Consider the following 20,044-nt stretch of genomic DNA (forward strand, 5'->3'; position numbering starts at 1 on the left):
GTGTTATCACTCATTCTAAATGAGCATAAAGCAGCTCTATCAAATTTAAATATGATGCAGCAAAGTGCTTTTTATAGCATTGGGTTTATTGCTCAAGTTCGTCAGCAGTTAATTTTAAAAGTACAAGCATCTCAGAGCGCTAGCAATGTACAGTTTGAAATGGTGCAGTGCATTATTGAAGAGCTCGAGACGTTAAAACAGCAAGAAACGTCATTAGATGACATTGCAGAAGCATGCTTGGTTGCGCTGCAATTAATGTCGAGCTCTCAAAAGCAGAGGTTTTTGGGGTTATTAAACCGACATGAGTTTACGCTTTTAAAACATAAGCTTTTGCAGAAGAGCTTAACAATAAGTGGGCCAGCCAATAGCGATCTTTTGAATTGGGCAAATGTGTACGGTAATTCAGAGACACAGGCGATTATTTATAAAGCAATAAAACGTGCTGTAAAACAGCTGCCAGATATGCCTGAAATGCAAGAAACAGTAAACGCATTTGAAAATGCTGCGATGATTAATTCACCGTTAATGTCTGTGTACCTATTATTGCTAGACCCACAAAGGATGAATTTTGTTTGCAACTATGTGAGCCAGCAGTTTACTCGAGAGCAAGCTATTGCGGTGCTATTGCAAACTGGGGCAACAAAATATGTCCCTATGGCTGTTGCGCTGTTGACCGAAGTGAGGTCGGCCAAGAATCTTGTTGCTGGTATTAAACGCTGCTTAGGTAGTCAGCTCGATGAATTAGTTGCATTTGATACTCAAATTCAGGCTGGCGATTGCAAGCAAGCCGCTGTTGATTTTCAGCGCCAATTTGCATTGAGTTGGCCAGAGCAAAAGATCAAATTTAATGATCAAACCCTGGTTTATGGCTTTGCGATGAATAGACCTGTTAGTGTTGCAAGCCTGCAAGGTGTTGATTTTTTTAGTTGGCAGGTGATTACAATTTTAAATGCGCTTAAATATGACTGTCGAAATAGTCAAGCGAGTTAGCATTGAGTGCATTTAAAATTTCAATACAGCAGTTTGATACACCTTATGAAGTAGCCCCAGAAGTATTAGTACTAGAGGGGAGCTCGGGTCATGAGCAAGTGCAAAACTGGCATTCATTTGATGCCTTTATTTATGACTGTATTGTAAAAGCAAAGTCAGTATTGAAAGAGTCAGACGTGCAGCAACCGTTAATTTGGTTATTACCGGCACTGCCTTTTCAAACTGATCATAAAACACTATTTATAAACAGCCTTCAGCAGCGTTATGGCATTGCTGTCGAACAGATGATTTTTGAAGGCGCAAACGCTATGCACAGTGCGATCGCATTAGCTAAAGAGCAAAATTTTAGTGCTTTTGATGTGGTAGCAATTGATGGTGTGTTTAAAGCCTCAAAGCATAACGGCTTTGAATATTTGGGTATTGCGGCTTGTAAGGCATGTGTTGAATTTACTCAGGTAGGCTGGGCGCTGCAATCTACGAGCATGTGTTCTTCTGTAGATATAGCAAAGCATCAGCCTATACATGCAGAGCTTGAACGTATTTTATCGCTAAATGAACAAAAAATAGATTTAGTGTTTGCCCCAGGAAATGGCCTAGAAAGTGATGATTGGGTAAGTTATTTACCTGTTTTAAGTAAAAAAATTAATGAACAAACGATGTTCCAACTTCCTAATTATAAATTAGGCAAAATGGGAGCAATAGAAGGGGTTGTAAACCTCGCAAGCCTGACAAATATCGCCCTTTATGCTGAGCGTTTTGGGCAGGCGTTAATAATTTCGCAAGAGTACAACAAGTACCAAGCCGTCGCGTCATACTTATGGATAAGTAAGGAAATGTGCAACTAATGGATAGTAAAGCAGTTGTGTTACAGGGAACACGTTATCCCATCTGCCTCGTGTTAGCTAAACAGCCAGCCCCCAGTGGTTTTATTGCTGTCGCAACGAATACGCCGGATAGTGCCTACAAATTTGTAGCTGAGGTTGGTGCGGTATTAAGTGGCGATGCTGCTAAACGATTAGATCTTATTCAATTGTTAAATGTTGCTGGTATAAATTGTCCAAGGCAAGCAACAGCGCGCGAAACTGCATCGGCTTTGATAAAAGCCTTAACCTCAGGTGCCATTACGTGCTACCAGCAGCAAGTAAAAAGCACCATTCAAGTCAGTGATAATACTCGCTCATCGCAAAGTAGCAGTTCAGCGTCTTCGGCTGTGCCAAGTAATGCCAAAAAAGCAACACAAGCTCCTGCTAGCAATAAGGGCAGTGCCAGTAACACAACCGCAAGTGAAACGCCTATAACAGAACAAGAATGCCGTTCAGACCCGGTTTCGATGCTAACAGGCGAAGAAATTCTTCCTTTAACTGACTTCTCATTAGCCGCAAATAGGCCTTTAACGTGGCGTCGGTTATACCGTTCGTCTCACTGTAATCATAAAACAATACTGGGTAATGGCTGGCGTCACGATTATTTAGTGCAATTAACCGAGCATTACCTACCACCGCCGAAAGTGGGCCCAAAGAAAAAGGGCACTTACTGGCTTGAGTATCACGACGAACATGGTGCGACTCATAAGTTTGAAAAAGTGAAGCCGGGGCAATCGAGTTATCAGTTAAGTAGTAACTTGGTGCTTCATTATAAAGAAAATGGCAAGCAAGTATTAGTAACACCAGATGATAAACACCTGACGTTTATGCCGGGTGCATCAGCATGGTTGCTCGAAAAAATCATCAATGAAAAAGGTCAAAGCACCCGTTTTTATTATGATTCGATGGAGCGTTTACAACGTATTGAAGTAAACAAAGTACGCGGCTGTGTACTTAAATATAATAAGCACGGTTTACTCAAAACGGTGCACGCTTATCGTACTAACGAACAAGGCAAATTAGTACTTTTAGATCAGCCATTAGCTAGTTATGAGTATGATGAACAGTCAAACTTAGTTGCGGCAACAAACCAATTTGCTGAACAAGAGCGTTATGAGTATAACGCTGCAAATTTACTAATAAAGCGAACCAGAGCAAGCGGTTTTAGTCATCACTTTGAGTGGGACTCGTATGGTTATGATGCCAAATGTATTAAACAGTGGGGGGATGACAATACCTATTGCTATCAGTTCGAGTATCAAGGCAATAAAACAACCAGTATAGATTCACGCGGCAACCAAGAGCACTTTGTGCACAATGAGCAAGGTAAGCTGATTGAGCACACTGATGCCAACGGTAATATCACACGCTATGATTACAATTCTCTTGGGCAAAAAGTAGCGCAAACAGACGCCTTAGGTCATCAAACGCTTTATACCTATACGGAATACGGCCAACTTGAATCAGTCACCCAAGCTGATGGTAACCGCACTCAATTTGGCTATAACCAACTTGGTCAACAAGTCGTTGTTATTTTGCCAAATGGCGAGAAGATTAAACGCCAATACAGTGCCTCAGGGTTACTACAAAGTGAAACCCAAGCAGATGGGCGAATAGCACTTTACAGTTACGACAAACAAGGTAATTTGACCCAGCATGTCACGCCAAACGGTCATGTATTAAAATACACATGGAATGAACAAGGTGAGCTACTCGCAAAGCAGCACAATGATGAGCTCATTCGTTACAGCTACGATAACCTCGGTCGTGTAAACGCTACCATCAACCAAGCCGGTCTGCTTACTCAATATAAATATAATGAGCAAGGGCAACTAGTTGAAACAACCGCGTTTGAGCAAAGTAACCCTGATAACAAACAACAACAGCTTTTTTCCTATGATGATGCTGGTCGATTAGTTAGTTCGAAAAACGGTAATGGTGATACCACAGAGCAGCACTTTGAGGGGCTAAGCCAACCCCATTGCGTGATCCAGCCAGATGGCAGTGCACTGCATTTAACGTATGATAAAGAGCGAAATTTAACCGCAATCGAGCGTAGTGACGGCCATATTTATCGCATTAATTACGATGCAAACGAAAACCCAACACAAATCACGGGTTTTGATGGTACTGAGCAGCAATTTAAGTACGACGCATGTAATCGCTTAGTTGCTGTCACGCAAAGCGACAAACGCCATGTAAATATTAAGCGTGATAAGCTAGGCCGCGTTATTTCGCAGCACGCAAGTCTAGCCACAAATAAACACATAGTTAATAACGCTAACCATTACAGTTATACGGCAGAGGGCAAAATAGCACGTGCTCACAATGAGCAATCAACGATTAAACAGTCGTTTGATAAAGGTGGACGACTACTCAATGTTGAGCAAATTCACAACCAGTCTCAAACCCATAAACTCGCATACAGCTACGATGACTATGGCAGACGACAGTCTCTTACCTTGCCAGACTCAACAATCCTTTATTACAACTATAATAGTTTTGGTCAGTTAAGTGCTATACAGGTAAAGCGAGCGGATGGTGAGTTAGCAAAACTCGTCGAGCTTGGCTACGACAGCCAAAATAATATCAAAACCCAACGTTTCGGTAATAAGGTTACCCTTAATCAGGCGTTTGATGTTTTTGGGCGTTTAACGCAGCAGCAACTATCGCATCCAGAGCACACACTATTTGATAGCTGTAATTATCAATATGATGCGGTTAATCAACTCATTACGCGTGAAGAACAAGGCATTAGCTGCCAAAATACAGAGTTTGAATACAATAGCCTTGGCCAATTAATTCAGCAAAATCTAGCTGATGCAAAGTCGGATACACAAGCACCAGAAACCGCCAAACAATTTCAGTGGGACAGTTTTGGCAACCCGATTAGCCAAACTCAAGTGCAGCATGATGAAGCAGTCAATAAACAAGAAGCTAATGATGCTGTTACACATAGCCAAGTCGATGCCGACAGGTTAACGCATTTTGGCGATAGCGATTTTGAATACGATGACTGTGGTAACCAAGTACGCGAAACGGGCAAAGGCATAAAAACGCACCGTGAATACAATGCATTCAACCAATTAAGCAGCTTTAACAACAATGGCACGCTAACACATTACGACTATGACCCACTAGGTCGTCGTATCGCTAAGCAGACTGAGCATGGCAAGATTGATTATATTTGGGATAACGACCAACTAATAGGTGAATACCAGCACGGCGAGTATACCTGGTACATCAACTTACCCAATCAATTTCACCCGGTCGCACTGATTAAGCAAGGTGAGCTGTATTATTACCACCTAGACCAACTAAATACCCCACGTTTTGTAACTAATAAAAACACAGAAGTTGTATGGCAAAACCACGCCGATGTGTACGGCTATGAAGAACCAGAAGCCAATGCTAACTTAAATAAAGAAAACAGCTTCACTCAGCCTATACGTTTTCAAGGCCAATATTTTGATGAAGAAAGCGGCCTACACTACAACCGCTACCGCTATTACAGCCCCAAACAACAACGCTTTATAAACCAAGACCCCATTGGCTTAGTTGGCGGCATAAACCACTACCAATATGCGCCGAACCCTGTTAATTGGGTGGATCCGTTTGGACTTAGTTGTAAAGAGAGTAGTGATAAAAGTTTTGGAGATTGGCTTTTAAATGATGCCAACAAACAAATTAGTGAAGCTGGTGGATGGGAAGCTGAGGTTTGGAGTTTTTTTGCTGAAGATGGTATTAATGCTGCGAATCAGGTTATTGCTGGTGATTATTCGAATGCAATAGCTAGTGTAGGTCTTGCTTTTATAAAACCATTCAAGGCTATCGATAAGGTTTTAGATAAAGTACCAGATTCAGTTAGCAAACCGCTTGAAAGTACAAAGAAAAGAGTATTGAAAGCGCCAGTAATGAAAAAATATAACCCTCCGTGCTTTAAACCTGGTGATACATTACTTAAAGCTAAAACTTTCGGCGGTAATAAAGAGAAACTAGAAAAAGAGTTTTATAAACAGCTAAAGGCTCAACAAGACGGAATTAATAAAATGTCGGTTGGTGAGTATTTAAAGAATAGAGAAACACTGACTGATTTAGTTAAAGAGCATGGGCATGCAAAAGCGAGGAAAATTTTAACAAACAATGGAAATGCGCAAGAGAAGGCGCGAAATGAGTTATATGATGAGATAAGAGAATCATCTTACGAGTCTTATCGTGAGCAAGGTAAATCTAGGTTAGAAGCTAAAAGTCTTTCGGCACTCAAAGCAGAGAGCACTTTGAAGGATTTAGCTGCCCTTCATGACCCTGACATGATAGCTGGGGGGCATGATAAGATATCAAGGCTTGGAAATACGAATGTTAACTCTTCACTTGGTTCACAATGGGCTAAAGCTGATCGAGTTGATGGGATGGATAAAGCAGCTCAACAGGCAATGGATTTGCATGGGCCAGACACAAAAATGAATGTAGAATTATCACGTTGTAAATAAGGCGGAAAGATGCACGAATTTAAATTAGATGAGGACTTTGAGGGCTTTTTAGAAGATTTTGGAATGCCAGAGCATCATGAAAGCTGTTCTTCAATAACATTAGAAAAATTTAAAAATAAGCTCCCAGATCGTTTATTAGAATATTGGCAAGAATTTGGGTTTTGTAGCTTTAAACAAGGTTTATTTTGGATTGTCAATCCTAGTGATTATGAAGACTTATTAGATGAATGGTTAGAGCCTACAGATATACCTGACAATGATGTTTATCATGTTTTTGCTCGAAATGCTTTTGGTGATTTATTCCTTTGGGGTGAAGAAACTGGTTATAAATACAAAGTAATGGCTGCAAGAGGCTGGGTGATAGAAAAAAAAGGTAGAGTAAAGAAAGATCATAATACCGCAATTGAATACTTTTTTGGTTTTTTAGACACAGCATCTCATGACTTTAAGGATGAAGCGGGAAATGTTTTGTTTGAACCTTGCATTAAAAAATTCGGAGCTTTAGCTCCAAATGAAATTTTTGGTTTTGAACCGAGCTTAATTGTTGGTGGAGAAGCTATTTTTGACAATATTAACAAGGTAAATATTTTTGTTCACTTATCTATATTGGCGCAATTTGGTCAAATCGAAGTACTTGATCATGATGCACTTATACGAAAAGCTTTTTCATAATTAGTAATACTATTTAAAATCGTTCTTTAACAACACGGATGTTCTATAGGCTTGGGCTATTAGGCTTAAGCCTTGCAGATATTTTGGCTCTTATTGCCTAGCCCATTTTGGCGATAGCGATTTTGACTACGACCCACTGGGTCGTCGCATTGCTAAGCAGACTGAGCATGGCAAGATTGATTATATTTGGGATAACGACCAGCTAATTGGTGAATACCAGCACGGCGAGTATACCTGGTATATCAACCTACCCAATCAATTTCACCCGGTCGCACTGATTAAACAAGGTGAGCTGTATTATTACCACCTAGACCAACTAAATACCCCACGTTTTGTTACAAACAACAATGCAGAAGTTGTATGGCAAAACCATGCTGATGTGTACGGCTATGAAGAACCAGAAACCCATGCTGGCTTTAATAAAGAAAACAGCTTCACTCAGCCAATACGTTTTCAAGGACAATATTTTGATGAAGAAAGCGGCCTACACTACAACCGCTACCGCTATTATAGCCCCAAACAACAACGTTTTATAAACCAAGACCCGATAGGCTTAGTTGGCGGCATAAACCACTACCAATACGCGCCGAATCCGGTGAATTGGGTGGATCCGTTAGGATTGAGTTGTAAGGAAGGGATAGCAAAGATATATAGAATGGGGCGTGGAAGTGATATGCACTTTGCAATTGAAGTTACGACTCAAAATTGGGAACCTGAAATATCTCACCAATACGGAAGTACAGGTACGCCTACGGCTATTATTGACTTTGATCCTAAGAATACGAATTTGCCTATTGTTCATACAATTTCTGTTGTATTGCCAGATGCTCTTGCTGCTAGAAAGAGGCAGGTGGAGTTAAAGGATGCATCATATTTGGCGTTAGACGCTGTTGATTACGATCCTATGAAGCTTGATACACCCGCTTATGATGCAGTCAAGCAAAGCTGTTTAACTCATGTATTTGATATACTTAAAGCAGGTGGAAGAGATGACGCCCCTTCAACTTCCGAAGTAAAGGAAAGTAAAAAGTATTTACTTAAATTAACAAAAGAAGAAAAAGAGAGAACTGATGGATAGAAAAAACAACACAAAATATAAAAACTTTGTTGATAATGCAATAAGAAGTCCAAATCTATGTATCCACATTAAAGATAATATTGAAGAATGTGACGAAAAGATGAAAATTTATCCTGTTTATGAACAAAACTTTTTAAGTGATAGCTTCTTATCGTTTTGGTTTTGTGAGGAGTGTTTCCAAAACTGTAAATTACCTAAGCCAGGAGTTATGGTTTATCATGAAAACTTCGATCAATTATCTTTTCAGGATGATATAAAAATAAAAAATCCTTATAAGGATTTTATTGATGAAAACATAAAATACACAGTTAGGAATTCTAAATTTATTAAAAAATATAAGCCACAATTAGAAATTATGACAAGGGAAAAGTGTAATGTTGTAGATTTTTTAATTGAAGAGAGTGAGGGGGATATTTAGTTATCAATGTTTTTTATTATTAGTTGGTGTTAAGGTATGGGTTTTCAGTTTTTTATAGCTGCTTTGATACTATTTTGATATTAAATTACGGTGACTTAATGTGAGGGGGTGGTGTTGTTTTTTATTTTTAATGTTTAGAAGTGTTTGGTTGATATTTTAGGTGTTATAAGTTTATCAGTGCGTAATTCTATTTATATATTTTGTTAAATGTTATTTAGATGGTTTTTTGAATAAAATCTATTTTTACATAGCTTGAGGAAGGCTTGATAAATTATCTAATAGTCAGCTTATGATGAAATTGTAGCGACGAGTTTAAAATTCTCAATGTTATGATTTTTGTGTTTATAACATGAACTTTTTTTTGGTTTTAAAAGTAAATTAAATATGTTGGAAAGGATTCAATAATGTTCAATAGTGACTATCATCGTTACAAAGAAAGGGGGTTAAGAGCACGCCTTAGTTTTGAAATGGATCAAGAGCGGCTTTTTAAAAGTATCGATAAGATACCTGGCTTGGCAGGTGCCGGGGTTGTATATATAGATTCAAGTTTTACTGTCGTAGAGTTAAGACCTTATAGTGGCACGTCTTTAGCCCCCACCAAAATAGTACTTCGTGAACAGCCTAGAAATATGAATCAGGCTGAGTTTGCAGGCCATCTTAAAAATAGTCAAAACAATGTACGAGAATCTCGTTTAGTCGGTGAAATTGCTGGCACAGTCTTAAGCTGTAGCGCTGCAGTGTTAGGATGGATCGTTGTATTTGGAAGTGCTGCTGCAATTCCACTCTCTGGAGGGACAAGTTCAGCAGTTACTTATTTGGCTGTAGCAGCAAGTACGGCAAGCTCACTTCAATGTATTAATGGAGGGGTACGAACTTATAACGAAAGCGTAAATCCAGAGTTAAATGATTTGTACGACTCTAAAGAATGGTATCAAAATGTAACCATGGCGTTAGATGTGATTTCATTAGCAGGTGCAGCAGCTGCGGGGGCTGCAACATTAAAAGCTGTGAAATTATTAAAAGCAAATACAAACAAGAGTACAGATGTATTACTAAAAGGGCTTACTCGTAGTGAAAGGAAGCGTTTAACGCAGGATATAATTAGGATGAATCATCCAGGAGTGTCTAATAATATTTTGAAAAGAATGGTCAGAACAGGGCAATTTCCTAAAAGGTATAGTGGACTTCAGATTACACAAGCTTTAAAGCTGCAAATCAAAGATGCTGTAGGTGCATCTATTAGCTTTAGCGGAAGTGCATTATCAGGGGGTGTAAACTCTCTTGCTGTTGGAATTTATGAGGAGTTTAGTAAATAGTGTCAAAAAACTATAGAGTGTCGATATTTCCACCTTGGGAATTATTGCGGTCATTTTTATTTGTTACCGTGCTTTTACTTTTGGGAACTGTTTTTTCTGGAATGACTTTCTTAACGCAATATTTTAGTGCCGAGCCTGAATGGATTATCGTTATTTTGTTTTCTGTTGGCACAGCGTTTTGTCTATTAAACTTTAAAGTGAGTCACGGCTCTTATACGTGTGCAAAAATATTAAAGTATTACGCGTTATTTTTAGCACTTATTTGTATGCCTGCTTTTATATTAATTGATGGAGCTCCCTATAAAATAGCTTCTGCTATCAATATCGTATTGATGTTACTCGCGTTTTATATAATTAAAAGTGAAAAATACCAAAGTTTAGTTCAATATCAGTTTGATTTTTTTAAGGATATAAAAGAGGCTCGAGCAGCAATTGAGCAAGAAGTGTTGCGCAATAGAAATCAGAATCGAAAGTAATACTATATAATTCTTCAGGGATAAAGCATCTTAGCTTAAAACTGATAATACCGAGAAGGTAACAAATTCTTTCTGTCATAAGTTAAAGGGAGGTTTAAGCATATGTTTGGCTTAATAAAAAAATTCGATGTTCATATGTGCTCTGAGGTTAAGGGAGTTATTACTTTAAAGGGAAAACCTGTAGAAGGAGCTGTTATTATTCGAAACTTGAAGTTTGCCCACAGAGTTGAAAAAGAGGATCAAGTTTTAACTGCAGCTGATGGCTCATTCTTCATGCCAGAAGTAGTGATCGACTCTAAAATTCCTGGAGATATGTTTTCTCATGAAGTTACTTACCAATATATAACAGTCTTATACAATTCAAGTGAATACGAATTATGGAATTGTGAGTTAGTAGGAATTGAAGAGCGAAATGAATATAAAGAAAAGTTAAATAGCTTGATAGCTGACTTATCATCTCAAAATGTAGATTTCATATTTACAAACCATTCTAATAAGAACTTAAATTTTTATGGTTCGACAATTTGTAGATGGAAAAATGACTTTGAAATATACGAAAACGAGGATGACACGGATTATTTTAAAGATTTTAGATAGTAAAAGGAGATTACATGAATGTTTTATCGCCAAGTTTAGCGGCGCAATTGGCTAACTTTGCTTATAAAAGCTTAGAAGCAAATAATACTTCTAGAAAAATAAATGCCAACCCAATCATTACTAGCCACTTTGCATTTGATCCATCAGCTTCAACGTTTACAGGCATTAGCGGAACTGCTGCTGAGCATATTTTGGATCATTGTACAGGGTTTGGCTTTTTTGGAATTGGTAATAATAAAGGAAACCATAAGGGTGAAGTAGTGTTAACTTTCCGTGGTACTGCAGGTATTGCTGACACACTAACTGATTTACACTGCGGAATGACTGTGGGGCCAAACTATAAAGCCGTACATGCAGGTTTTAATCGTACTTTTGAATCTATTAAACCACAATTATCAAAGATACTCAGTAAATTAGGTAGCAGACCAGTTCATTGTGTCGGTCATAGTTTAGGTGGTGCTCTTGCAACATTGGCTGCTAATTGGATAAAGTCGCAATTTAAAATGCCGGTAAAGTTATATACATTTGGTGCTCCTAGAGTCGGCTGCAACCCATTTGCGATTCAAACTGAAACAAATTTAAATGGTATTTATCGTGCAGTACACAGGAGTGATCCAGTCCCTATGGTACCTGTTTGGCCATTTGTACATGCTGGGAGCGAGTATAGGCTTAGTACTTGTGTCTCTTTAACTGGGGCTGCTCACAAAATGGCAGGGAATGCACCAGGTTATATTAATACCGCTTCTCGTTACCCAGACTATAAAAGTATGGAAAGAGGCTCATTATCTAATTTGACGATGACACGTTTAAAGTACGTTAATCGCCACCATGCATCATTTAATGCTCTCTGGGCAGATAAAATCACGAGCGCACTATTAACGCTCTTACGAGAGAGTGGCAAAATAACAAGCATATTAGCGCAAGGAGTCGTTGCTGGTACTTTGACTATATATGATGCTTTAGCGCGTAGCTTGGTTGAAATATCAAAAATGTCCTCGAAATATGCAGAAGATTGTAAAGGGGTGCTAGGCCATATACTTAACTTTGTTGGTAAGTCTGGCGTTACTTTGGTTGATATTACCTATTCCAAAGTGAAGAAAATACTTTATTGGATGCTAGAGAAACTCAATCAGTTAGTAATAGCAGCAGTAAAAGTATCTCCTTATATTGGAATTAGTTAAACAAGGTCATATTGTATGAAGCCCATATACGCTAATTTAAAACTCATGGGCTTTATTCACCTATTTTAAATCAAGAAGTTTAATCTCACAGCAAGGAGCTATAAACGCTATTAAATGCGCTATAGAAATAGTATGGAACAACTACATCAACAAACACTCACCCAACTAGTCAACGATGTTTATAACAAACCGGACTTAATCGAAGAGCATCAGGTTCTTATTCAACCTTTATTAAAAGACTTGGTGGCTAGTGCGCCAGCGGGGTTTGAGGGGATGGCTACGATGATCCACTGCCATTTAGTTAATGGCCTTAAATCTACCAACCCAAATATTCAAAAGTTTGAGCTTGAGTCAGGGCTTTTAAAGCTTAAGCCTTATTTTCAACGAATTAATCAGTAAGCTACAAAATCTGAGTTAGGTAAACAATTACAAGGATGGTTTATGTCATTAATGAATGCGTGCATTTTAATGCTGCTGTTACAGCCATTGTTTGTTTACATTGCGTTATTTGCAAAAGAAGTTGATCTTAATGAAGACTCGCAAGATTCGACTGTCATGCTATTTAACTTTGGTCTTTTGGGTATCACGCCTAGTGTTGCTTATTTTTACATGGAGCAGTTTTGGTTCGCAGTTGGGATGTTAAGTGGCGTCACGCTATTAGGTTTAACACTTGCTAAAACTTTAGAATCAAAGGGCAAAAGGCCATTGGATCTCATCCTAACTTTGCGTTTTTTGACGTCGTGGCTGCTTATTTTTGGCGTTATATATTGGTTAATTTCATTATTTACAGGCTCACCAGAAGTTCAGCCAACAATTGCTGATGCTGATCAGCAAGTTGAGCCGTTTTATCAGCTATTTTGGCCTTCATTTTACTATTTAGGTTTAATGGTTTTTACATTTTTACTTAAAGTACTCGAGTTTCGCTTTCAATTAAAGCCAGCATTATCTGGTACTTTTTTGATACTTGCGGCAGCGTTAATCGGTATATCACCACTCGTTGATGGCAGTTTTATTCTTGGCTTGTTTATAAATATCGCCATATTTTTTATTTTTTGCTCTATGTATATGGAAATTAATAAAATAAATGACCCCTCTGGCGGAGCGATTGCTTTTTTCTATGCATATATATTATCAATGGGAGTTGGGTTGGCCATTATCATAAAAATTATACGTGTAATATTTTTTACTTCTGAAGTTTGATTTTTAACCTTGCAAGGGAGGTTGTTTTTTAGTTATTATTTGTACCTGTTTTGTTGTTTTTATTCTGCGTAAATTAATAATGTATAAATCAGCATAATAAGGTTTTTGTTGCCATAAATTGCATTGCAAGGAGGCTTGGTGTGTTCTCATCAAGGGTTAGGCAGTTAGCTATATTAATTGCTACATTATTTGTTTTATTCACTACGACACAGGTATTTGCGAATATGTTTGGTTTTTTTAATAAAAGTGATTTTATTTTGTCTGCCCCTGTTAAAGGGCAGCTACTTGATGATGGGAAGCCTGTTGCAAATACCAAAGTAATGCGTTCACTTACTTACGGTGATGAATATATCGACGCAACAGTAACTGATGAACAGGGCTATTTTACGTTTTCAGAAAAAACAATTAAAACCAGTAAACCAGCTAACATGTTCGATAATGACTCATTGGTACAGCACATTTATTTAGAAAATGGCACGCCAGAGGGAATAGTATTGTGGTACACACTGGTTTCACTGCATGAAAATAGTCAAACCCTCAAACGATTACTTGCTGATTTAGAATGCGATATTTCTAAAGAGCCAGAAACATACGATATTCCTATCGAAGAAGATACAAGCCATACTTTTGCGATTTATACATCATGTAAACTTTAACCTAAAACATCTCATACAAAGGGAACTTATATGAATACCTTGACGCCTACTCAAGCGGTGCAACTCGCTGAGCTTGCTTATAAAGCAAAAAGTATTAAAACAACTAATTTACTTAATCACTCATTGCACGCTTCTTTGCGAAATAGCTTTAATTTCTCAATTAACCCAAGTGCTGTTCAGGGGGTGTCGGGTGGTTTTTTCTCTCATTTATTTGGTTTAAGCACAGGTTTTGGTTTAGTTGCACACGGAAAAAATGAGTATCAAGGTGATTCTGTTATCACCATTCGTGGCACAGCCTCTTTAAGAGATGGTTTAACAGATGCAAACTTCGGTTTAAGTGGTGGTTCAAACGGTAGTATGGTTCATGCGGGGTTTAATAAAACGTTTTACACCATGAAGCCGGGCCTGCAAGAGTTTGTTACAGCAAATATACGAGACAAAGTAACAGGGTGCGTACATTTAGTTGGTCATAGCTTAGGTGGTGCACTTGCAACGTTAGCGGCAGATTGGATCAAAGCTGAATATTCGTTACCTGTAAAACTGTATACATTTGGCTCTCCTCGTGTTGGTCTAGATAACTTCTCAAGAGCCGCAACAGGCAGAATCGATAAGATTTATCGTTGTACTCATGGTGCCGATCCTGTCACTAAAGTGCCGTTATGGCCATTTTCTCATGCTCCTTATCAGGGCCAAGAAATTCGTTTAGACAGCGGACAAGGCTTAAAAGGTGCTGCCCACAAACTCAGTGGGACACCTGGCTACATCAATACCGCAAATAGTAATGATTGGGGCAATCTGACGATCCGTGCAAATCATTATTTGAATACACCTGTGCGTTTAAATTTTGAAGATCGTAATCAAGCATCATTCAATTCACACTGGGCTGATAAATTAGGTGCGGCGCTTGTTACCTTATTAAAAGACGCTGGTTATTACAGCGCTGTTGCTGCACAAGCAGCAATTGGAACAGGCCTGACATTTTACGATATGCTTGCTCGAACTTTAGATAAAATTGCGAAAGCATCAGCCTCATTTGCTGCACAAACATTGGGTCTTATTGGTCATATGTTGGTGTTTGCCGGCAAAGTTGTTAGCAAAGCCGTTGAACTAACATACAGTGTTATTAAGTGGGCTTTTGACTCGACTCTTGGTGCTCTTTATCGCGCCGCAAAAGATGGCCTAAATGGTTTAGATTAATAACAAATTGGGCATGCTGATTAGCATGCCCATTTCTTATCGTTGTTCGCTTTCTTTTAATGAGCTTATTTGTATTCCATTCTTACTCAGCTCACTTTGTAGCTTTAATGCACTGCTTTTTAAATTTGGTAACGTCTTGTTATTTATGATTTCGACCGCTTCACTTAACTGCTCTGAAGCATGTTTGGCCGACATTTTTCTACTGATTGCTGCATCAATAATTAATTGACTTTTGCTGTAAAAACGACGAATTTCAGTTAAAAACTCACTGGGCGTTTCTAAGGTTGTGGGGGAATACTGCATGGTCTGCCAAATATACTTTTCGATGGTTGGCTTGTTATATTCAAGTTCGGACTTAGGTGGGCTTTTTGCTAATAAGATAGCAAATTCTTTGAGATGTTCAGCATTATCTTTAACTTCATCATATAGAGATGTTCTAAGATAATAATTATCTTCCATTTTACTGAATGAGTCGAATTTTAAAGCTTGTTCTAAGCCACTTTGAGCTGCAAGATAAACTCCAAAAATAGTTGAAAAAACGAGGAATAATTGGTTTAGCCAAAAGCCAGTACTTTTTAGTTCTTTATTATCAACGGTTTTAAATGCAGTGGTGATCTTTGGGTTGTTTCCTTTATCCATTATTAAATTCCTTTTACTATTTTGATTTAGTATCTCACAATTATTTGATTTGTATATTTAATCTCTTTCTAATAGCACAGCACCACTGTGATCTTCACCTAAATAATCGTCTTTATTGTAGATTGGGCATTTAGCCATTGATAAACAGCCGCAGCCAATGCAACCGTTAACGCGCTCGCGCAATCGCTGCATGTATTGAATGCGTTCATCTAATTGTGTTTGCCAGACTTTAGAAAGGGCAGCCCAATCTTGTTTAGTGGGTGTGCGTTGCTCGGGTAGGGTGCTTAACGTTTGTTTAATGTCTTCAAGGGTTATGCCCATGGTTTGCGCAGCTTTTATTACTGCAATTCGGCGCAATACATCGGGTTTATAGCGGCGCTGATTGCCGTTATTACGCCAGCTGCGAATAAGCCCTTTTGACTCATAAAAATGCAAGGTCGAAACTTTTACGCCACTGCGTTTTGCCACAAAGCCAACCGCTAGGTTTGCATCAATAAGTTTTTTATCTGACATAATTTGCTCCAAGGTGTTGACCTAAAGTTAGCTTGAGGTTTTACGCTGCACACATCATAAAAAAGGAGTGATAGTCATGCAACAAAAACCAACAACAAATACGGTAATTATTTATTCAAGTGCACGAAAAGCGGGTAACACGAGCTTACAAGTTAATGATTATAAAACCCAATATGGCGGCGATGTAGTATGTCTAGATGACTATGTTATCTCGCCTTATTGCTACGATAAGCAATATAAAAATGATGATTTTTATGCGGTATTTGAAGCGCTGTTGAATTATCAACACTGGGTACTGGCATCGCCAGTGTATTGGTATAACACCACACCGCAGTTTAAAGCATTTTTAGACAGGATCACTGATTATATGGATGATGACACACTCAGGCCAAAACTGAGAACACTGCGTGAAAAGCAGTTTTCATTGCTCTCAAATGCAGGGTCTGCTCACGCACCTAACGCGTTTATCGAGATGTTTAAAAACACCTTTAATTACTTAGGCATGACCTTTAAAGCGCACCAACATATTGATGCTAGTTAAACGCGTTTAAACAAGGTAGGCTAGAGTAAAAACAACAGGAACTTTTATGAAATCAACACTGTTAGGTTTATCTTTAGCCTTATTATCTTCGTTTAGTCATGCAGAGCAAGCTGAGCCCGTTATCAAAGGCTTTGGTTATTATTATGACGTGCCAAACCATGCACCAATCTCTGATCAAACGGTTTTCAAAGTGGCATTTGATGTAGCTGATGCGGCAGAAAAAGGGGCGCAGAACAACAAAATGAACTCATTAGCACGGTTTATTAATATGCATATAGCCCATGGTGTGAAGCCTGAGAACATTCAACTTGCTTTAGTTGTGCATGGTGGCGCAAGTGTTGATGTACTGGAAAACAGTTTTTATAAACAGCGCTTTGCCAGTGACAATAAAAATCAGCAATTGATCACTCAATTGTTAGCGCATAATACCGTTGTTTATGTGTGTGGACAGTCTGCAACGCACATGAAGGTAAAACAGCAACAGCTTATTCCTGGTGTGCAAATGGCGTTATCGGCAATGACCGCGCATGCTCAGTTGCAGCAGCAAGGTTACACACTGAATCCATTCTAATGAATATCTTATGTTTTGGTGATTCAAACACCTATGGTATTTCGCCCGTCGATGGTAAACGCTTTGCAGCCGATGAGCGCTGGCCTAGTTTACTGGGTATTAAATTAGGTGCCGGCTATCAAGTGATTGAAGCTGGCCAGCCCAATCGTACACTGGTGAACGACCCACCTTTTAGTGGTGATAAACTGGGCATTAAATACCTAGAGCCTTACCTAGCGGCTTATCATTTAGATGTGATTGTTATTCAGCTCGGCACGAATGATTTAAAGCGCCGTTTTGCGCTGTCGGTTGTTGATATTGCCAACGCACTAGAAGCACTTATTTTAGATATAAAAAACTATTATCGGCACCGTGAATTACCCAAAATAATAATTTTGAGCCCGCCAGCGGTGTATGAGGTTGGCGCGTATAAATCTATTTATGCAGGAGCAGAGCTAAAAGCAAAACGGTTAGTGGAAGAGTTTAAAAATGTTGCTGACAGCAACAACTGCTGTTTCGTTAACTGCTTTGAATTAATAACACCATGTTCTTCAGAAGGCGTTCATTGGCCAAGCTCACAGCATAAGACACTTGTAGATCACTTGAGAAGTTGTCTCTAAAGTAATACTTTGCTGTGTTCTTTAAATGATTTACCAATTTTTATCTTATCACCAGTATCTAGCTCTACATGTTCGTTCGTAACAGCTATGACTCTGCTGTTATTCACTATGTATGATTTATGGATTTGAGTGAATGAGCCTAATAGCTGCTCTAAGATCTGTTTTAGGGTTGTTGTTGCGAGGATCGTTTGGTCTTCTTGGTGCACTTTTACATAATTTCCATACGCTTCAATGTATTCAATTGTATCTAAGCTAAGCTTGCGTTTTTCGCGATCTACTTTTAGGGTGATTGTTTTACTTTTCGGCGTTTGGGAAATACGTTCACGGACTTTATTTATTGCTTGCTGTAAACGTTGTGCAGATACAGGTTTGAGTAAATAATCAGTAACATTTAGCTCGTAACCTGCGAGTGCATATTCTTCATAAGCACTCACAATGATAATTTGAGGCGGGTTAGCGAGTGATTGAATGAGTTCTAACCCTGACAACTCTGGCATGTTTATATCTAAAAAAACGACATCAATAGTTGATTTTGCTAATTGGTACAAAGCATCTTTTGCGCTGAAATGCTGAGAAACTACTTTGATATCTGAATACGACTCTAAATGATGAAGAATTACTTGATGAGCAAGTGGTTCATCATCAACAATAATTGCTTTAATCATTTGATAATTCCAAAGAGAGGGTGGTTTGCCAAAGTCCATTGTGATTATGCACCAATAAAGTATGTTTTTCTGGATATAGAAGCTCTAAACGGCGCCTTAAATTGTTTAGCCCCATGCCTGAATTATCATTATTGTTTTTGCGAGGAATGCTATTTTCGCAATATAACGTTAAAGCGTTGCCATTTAAGGATAGTTTTATCGTTACTTCAGCGTTTTCTTGTGCGTGTTCAACACCGTACTTTATGGTGTTTTCGATTAAAATAATAAGAAGCAGTGGTGCTATATAAAGAGGGTGACTAGTTTCAGGCCATGCTAGGTTAAATCTACAGTTATTTGCATGCCTTATCTTGTGCAGTTCAAGAAAGTTTTTAATGTAATTTAGCTCTTTTTCGAGTAGAACAAATGGTTTTTGCCCTTCATAGACGGTGTATCTCAGTAAGTCAGCCAGCTGTAATACCAATTCAGGTGTCTTTTCTGATTTTGTTAATGCAAGTGCATATAAGTTATTTAAAGTATTAAATAAAAAGTGCGGATTAATTTGCTGCTGCAGTAGCTTTAGTTCTGTTTTTATTTGCTGTTTGGCAATTTCTTCTAATTTATGATGGTGCTGCTGGCGTTCAAACGCCAAGATAATGGGTGTAGAGATACTTAAAAATAAAAACATAAACTGATAATTGTACTTATTGATAATGTCTAGGTTGCCTCCCGGAGTTAGATTGGCAACATTTGAGGGTAAGTCATTAACAGGCAATGTAAGCACAATAGCGGCAAGTAATGGTGTTAAAACAACCATGCTAATTAAGCATGCAGATACAAAAATGAGCACTCCATGCTTGGCTAAGAATTGACGTATTAAAATGTAACGATTAAATAAAAAAGTGCCGTGTACAATAATTGCGTAGACCAAAAGCTGAGAAAAATACCAAATAAATTGATTATAGTTTGTAAGTAGCTTTTGAGTATCAAATATCAATGCAAAGGGTTGATTTTGCAAAGGTTCGTTATGGCTGTTGAGTATGCCAGCCATGACAAAGGCCCAGCCAAAACATATAACAAAAACAACTTTATTTAATGTAAACAAAGAGCTCATCCAACTGGTTAATTTGGATTTTTGGTTCTTCTTAAAGCGTTGGGATGAAAGCCAAAGTAAACTTGCTAGACTGCACAGTAACCAACATTGCTCTTGTAAGTAGTGCCATTTATCATAAAGTGGCAAGCTGTTGCTTAACAGATAAATGAGTATTGGGTAACCAATAAACCCAGATAACCACCATATTGAAGCCTGCTTTGAAGAATGCTGTGATGCCATCCAGTGAGCGATTAAGAAAGGGATACACTCAAATATTAGCTGTAAATTTACTGTTAGATAAGTACTGGGTGAA

At 38.4% G+C, this 20,044-nt stretch carries 21 protein-coding genes; 17 read left to right on the forward strand and 4 right to left on the reverse strand.

Translation table 11 applies throughout. The features are described 5' to 3' along the window. From IMPJCBKJ_RS02230 to IMPJCBKJ_RS02295, 14 genes are all read left to right on the forward strand, one after another. Positions 1 to 990 (forward strand): hypothetical protein, encoded by a 990-nt coding sequence (locus IMPJCBKJ_RS02230; protein ID WP_166338546.1) that lies wholly within the window; start codon positions 1 to 3, stop codon positions 988 to 990. Positions 991 to 992: 2 nt separating this feature from the next. After that, a complete protein-coding gene (locus tag IMPJCBKJ_RS02235; RefSeq protein WP_166338548.1) occupies positions 993 to 1,835 on the forward strand; it encodes a hypothetical protein in 843 nt (280 codons plus the stop codon). Further along, a complete protein-coding gene (locus IMPJCBKJ_RS02240; RefSeq protein WP_166338550.1) occupies positions 1,835 to 6,343 on the forward strand; it encodes an RHS repeat-associated core domain-containing protein in 4,509 nt (1,502 codons plus the stop codon). The genes IMPJCBKJ_RS02235 and IMPJCBKJ_RS02240 overlap by 1 nt, the downstream gene beginning before the upstream one ends. A gap of 9 nt (positions 6,344 to 6,352) precedes the next feature. Then, positions 6,353 to 7,015, forward strand: coding sequence for a GAD-like domain-containing protein (locus IMPJCBKJ_RS02245; RefSeq protein WP_166338552.1), 663 nt, complete (start codon positions 6,353 to 6,355; stop codon positions 7,013 to 7,015). Between the two features lie 379 nt (positions 7,016 to 7,394). Continuing rightward, positions 7,395 to 8,093: an RHS repeat-associated core domain-containing protein gene (locus tag IMPJCBKJ_RS20810; RefSeq protein WP_346774148.1), complete on the forward strand. Its 699-nt coding sequence runs from the start codon at positions 7,395 to 7,397 to the stop codon at positions 8,091 to 8,093. Beyond that, entirely contained in the window at positions 8,086 to 8,511 is a 426-nt protein-coding gene (locus IMPJCBKJ_RS02255; RefSeq protein WP_166338554.1) for a hypothetical protein, read from the forward strand. The genes IMPJCBKJ_RS20810 and IMPJCBKJ_RS02255 overlap by 8 nt, the downstream gene beginning before the upstream one ends. 404 nt (positions 8,512 to 8,915) lie before the next feature. After that, a complete protein-coding gene (locus tag IMPJCBKJ_RS02260; RefSeq protein ID WP_166338556.1) occupies positions 8,916 to 9,827 on the forward strand; it encodes a hypothetical protein in 912 nt (303 codons plus the stop codon). Beyond that, positions 9,827 to 10,303: a hypothetical protein gene (locus tag IMPJCBKJ_RS02265; RefSeq protein WP_166338558.1), complete on the forward strand. Its 477-nt coding sequence runs from the start codon at positions 9,827 to 9,829 to the stop codon at positions 10,301 to 10,303. Before IMPJCBKJ_RS02260 ends, IMPJCBKJ_RS02265 begins: the two co-directional genes overlap by 1 nt. Before the next feature lie 102 nt (positions 10,304 to 10,405). After that, positions 10,406 to 10,900 (forward strand): DUF6795 domain-containing protein, encoded by a 495-nt coding sequence (locus IMPJCBKJ_RS02270; protein WP_166338560.1) that lies wholly within the window; start codon positions 10,406 to 10,408, stop codon positions 10,898 to 10,900. Positions 10,901 to 10,914: 14 nt separating this feature from the next. Beyond that, complete coding sequence (locus IMPJCBKJ_RS02275; RefSeq protein WP_166338562.1) at positions 10,915 to 12,081, forward strand: lipase family protein; 1,167 nt, start codon at positions 10,915 to 10,917, stop codon at positions 12,079 to 12,081. Positions 12,082 to 12,213: 132 nt separating this feature from the next. After that, on the forward strand, positions 12,214 to 12,480 hold the full coding sequence (locus IMPJCBKJ_RS02280) for a hypothetical protein (protein ID WP_166338564.1): 267 nt from the start codon (positions 12,214 to 12,216) through the stop codon (positions 12,478 to 12,480). Between the two features lie 87 nt (positions 12,481 to 12,567). Next, positions 12,568 to 13,281: a hypothetical protein gene (locus IMPJCBKJ_RS02285; protein WP_166338566.1), complete on the forward strand. Its 714-nt coding sequence runs from the start codon at positions 12,568 to 12,570 to the stop codon at positions 13,279 to 13,281. A gap of 140 nt (positions 13,282 to 13,421) precedes the next feature. Beyond that, entirely contained in the window at positions 13,422 to 13,937 is a 516-nt protein-coding gene (locus tag IMPJCBKJ_RS02290; RefSeq protein ID WP_166338568.1) for a DUF4198 domain-containing protein, read from the forward strand. 30 nt (positions 13,938 to 13,967) lie between these two features. After that, positions 13,968 to 15,134, forward strand: coding sequence for a lipase family protein (locus IMPJCBKJ_RS02295; protein ID WP_166338570.1), 1,167 nt, complete (start codon positions 13,968 to 13,970; stop codon positions 15,132 to 15,134). A gap of 36 nt (positions 15,135 to 15,170) precedes the next feature. Here the strand turns inward: IMPJCBKJ_RS02295 and IMPJCBKJ_RS02300 are convergent, their stop codons facing one another. Together IMPJCBKJ_RS02300 and soxR are read right to left on the reverse strand one after the other, a co-directional pair. After that, positions 15,171 to 15,773, reverse strand: coding sequence for a hypothetical protein (locus IMPJCBKJ_RS02300; protein ID WP_206004050.1), 603 nt, complete (start codon positions 15,771 to 15,773; stop codon positions 15,171 to 15,173). Positions 15,774 to 15,830: 57 nt separating this feature from the next. Continuing rightward, a complete protein-coding gene (gene soxR, locus IMPJCBKJ_RS02305; protein WP_166338572.1) occupies positions 15,831 to 16,286 on the reverse strand; it encodes a redox-sensitive transcriptional activator SoxR in 456 nt (151 codons plus the stop codon). A 76-nt stretch (positions 16,287 to 16,362) separates the two neighbouring features. Here soxR and IMPJCBKJ_RS02310 point away from each other — a divergent pair, with 76 nt between their 5' ends. From IMPJCBKJ_RS02310 to IMPJCBKJ_RS02320, 3 genes are read left to right on the forward strand one after another with little or no spacing between them, the layout of a single operon-like run. Beyond that, on the forward strand, positions 16,363 to 16,827 hold the full coding sequence (locus tag IMPJCBKJ_RS02310) for an NAD(P)H-dependent oxidoreductase (RefSeq protein ID WP_166338574.1): 465 nt from the start codon (positions 16,363 to 16,365) through the stop codon (positions 16,825 to 16,827). A gap of 46 nt (positions 16,828 to 16,873) precedes the next feature. Continuing rightward, on the forward strand, positions 16,874 to 17,398 hold the full coding sequence (locus IMPJCBKJ_RS02315; protein ID WP_166338576.1) for a DsrE family protein: 525 nt from the start codon (positions 16,874 to 16,876) through the stop codon (positions 17,396 to 17,398). Then, positions 17,398 to 17,997, forward strand: coding sequence for an SGNH/GDSL hydrolase family protein (locus IMPJCBKJ_RS02320; protein WP_138599233.1), 600 nt, complete (start codon positions 17,398 to 17,400; stop codon positions 17,995 to 17,997). The genes IMPJCBKJ_RS02315 and IMPJCBKJ_RS02320 overlap by 1 nt, the downstream gene beginning before the upstream one ends. Here the strand turns inward: IMPJCBKJ_RS02320 and IMPJCBKJ_RS02325 are convergent. Then, positions 17,994 to 18,662 carry a response regulator transcription factor gene (locus IMPJCBKJ_RS02325; protein ID WP_166338578.1) on the reverse strand — a complete coding sequence of 223 codons (669 nt, stop codon included), beginning with the start codon at positions 18,660 to 18,662 and terminating at the stop codon, positions 17,994 to 17,996. The genes IMPJCBKJ_RS02320 and IMPJCBKJ_RS02325 overlap by 4 nt on opposite strands. Then, complete coding sequence (locus IMPJCBKJ_RS02330) at positions 18,655 to 19,743, reverse strand: sensor histidine kinase (RefSeq protein ID WP_240920978.1); 1,089 nt, start codon at positions 19,741 to 19,743, stop codon at positions 18,655 to 18,657. The genes IMPJCBKJ_RS02325 and IMPJCBKJ_RS02330 overlap by 8 nt, the downstream gene beginning before the upstream one ends. Positions 19,744 to 20,044: the final 301 nt, after the last annotated feature.

This window comes from Pseudoalteromonas sp. MB47 (genome assembly GCF_011319765.1).
GTDB classification, from domain to species: Bacteria; Pseudomonadota; Gammaproteobacteria; order Enterobacterales; family Alteromonadaceae; genus Pseudoalteromonas; species Pseudoalteromonas simplex.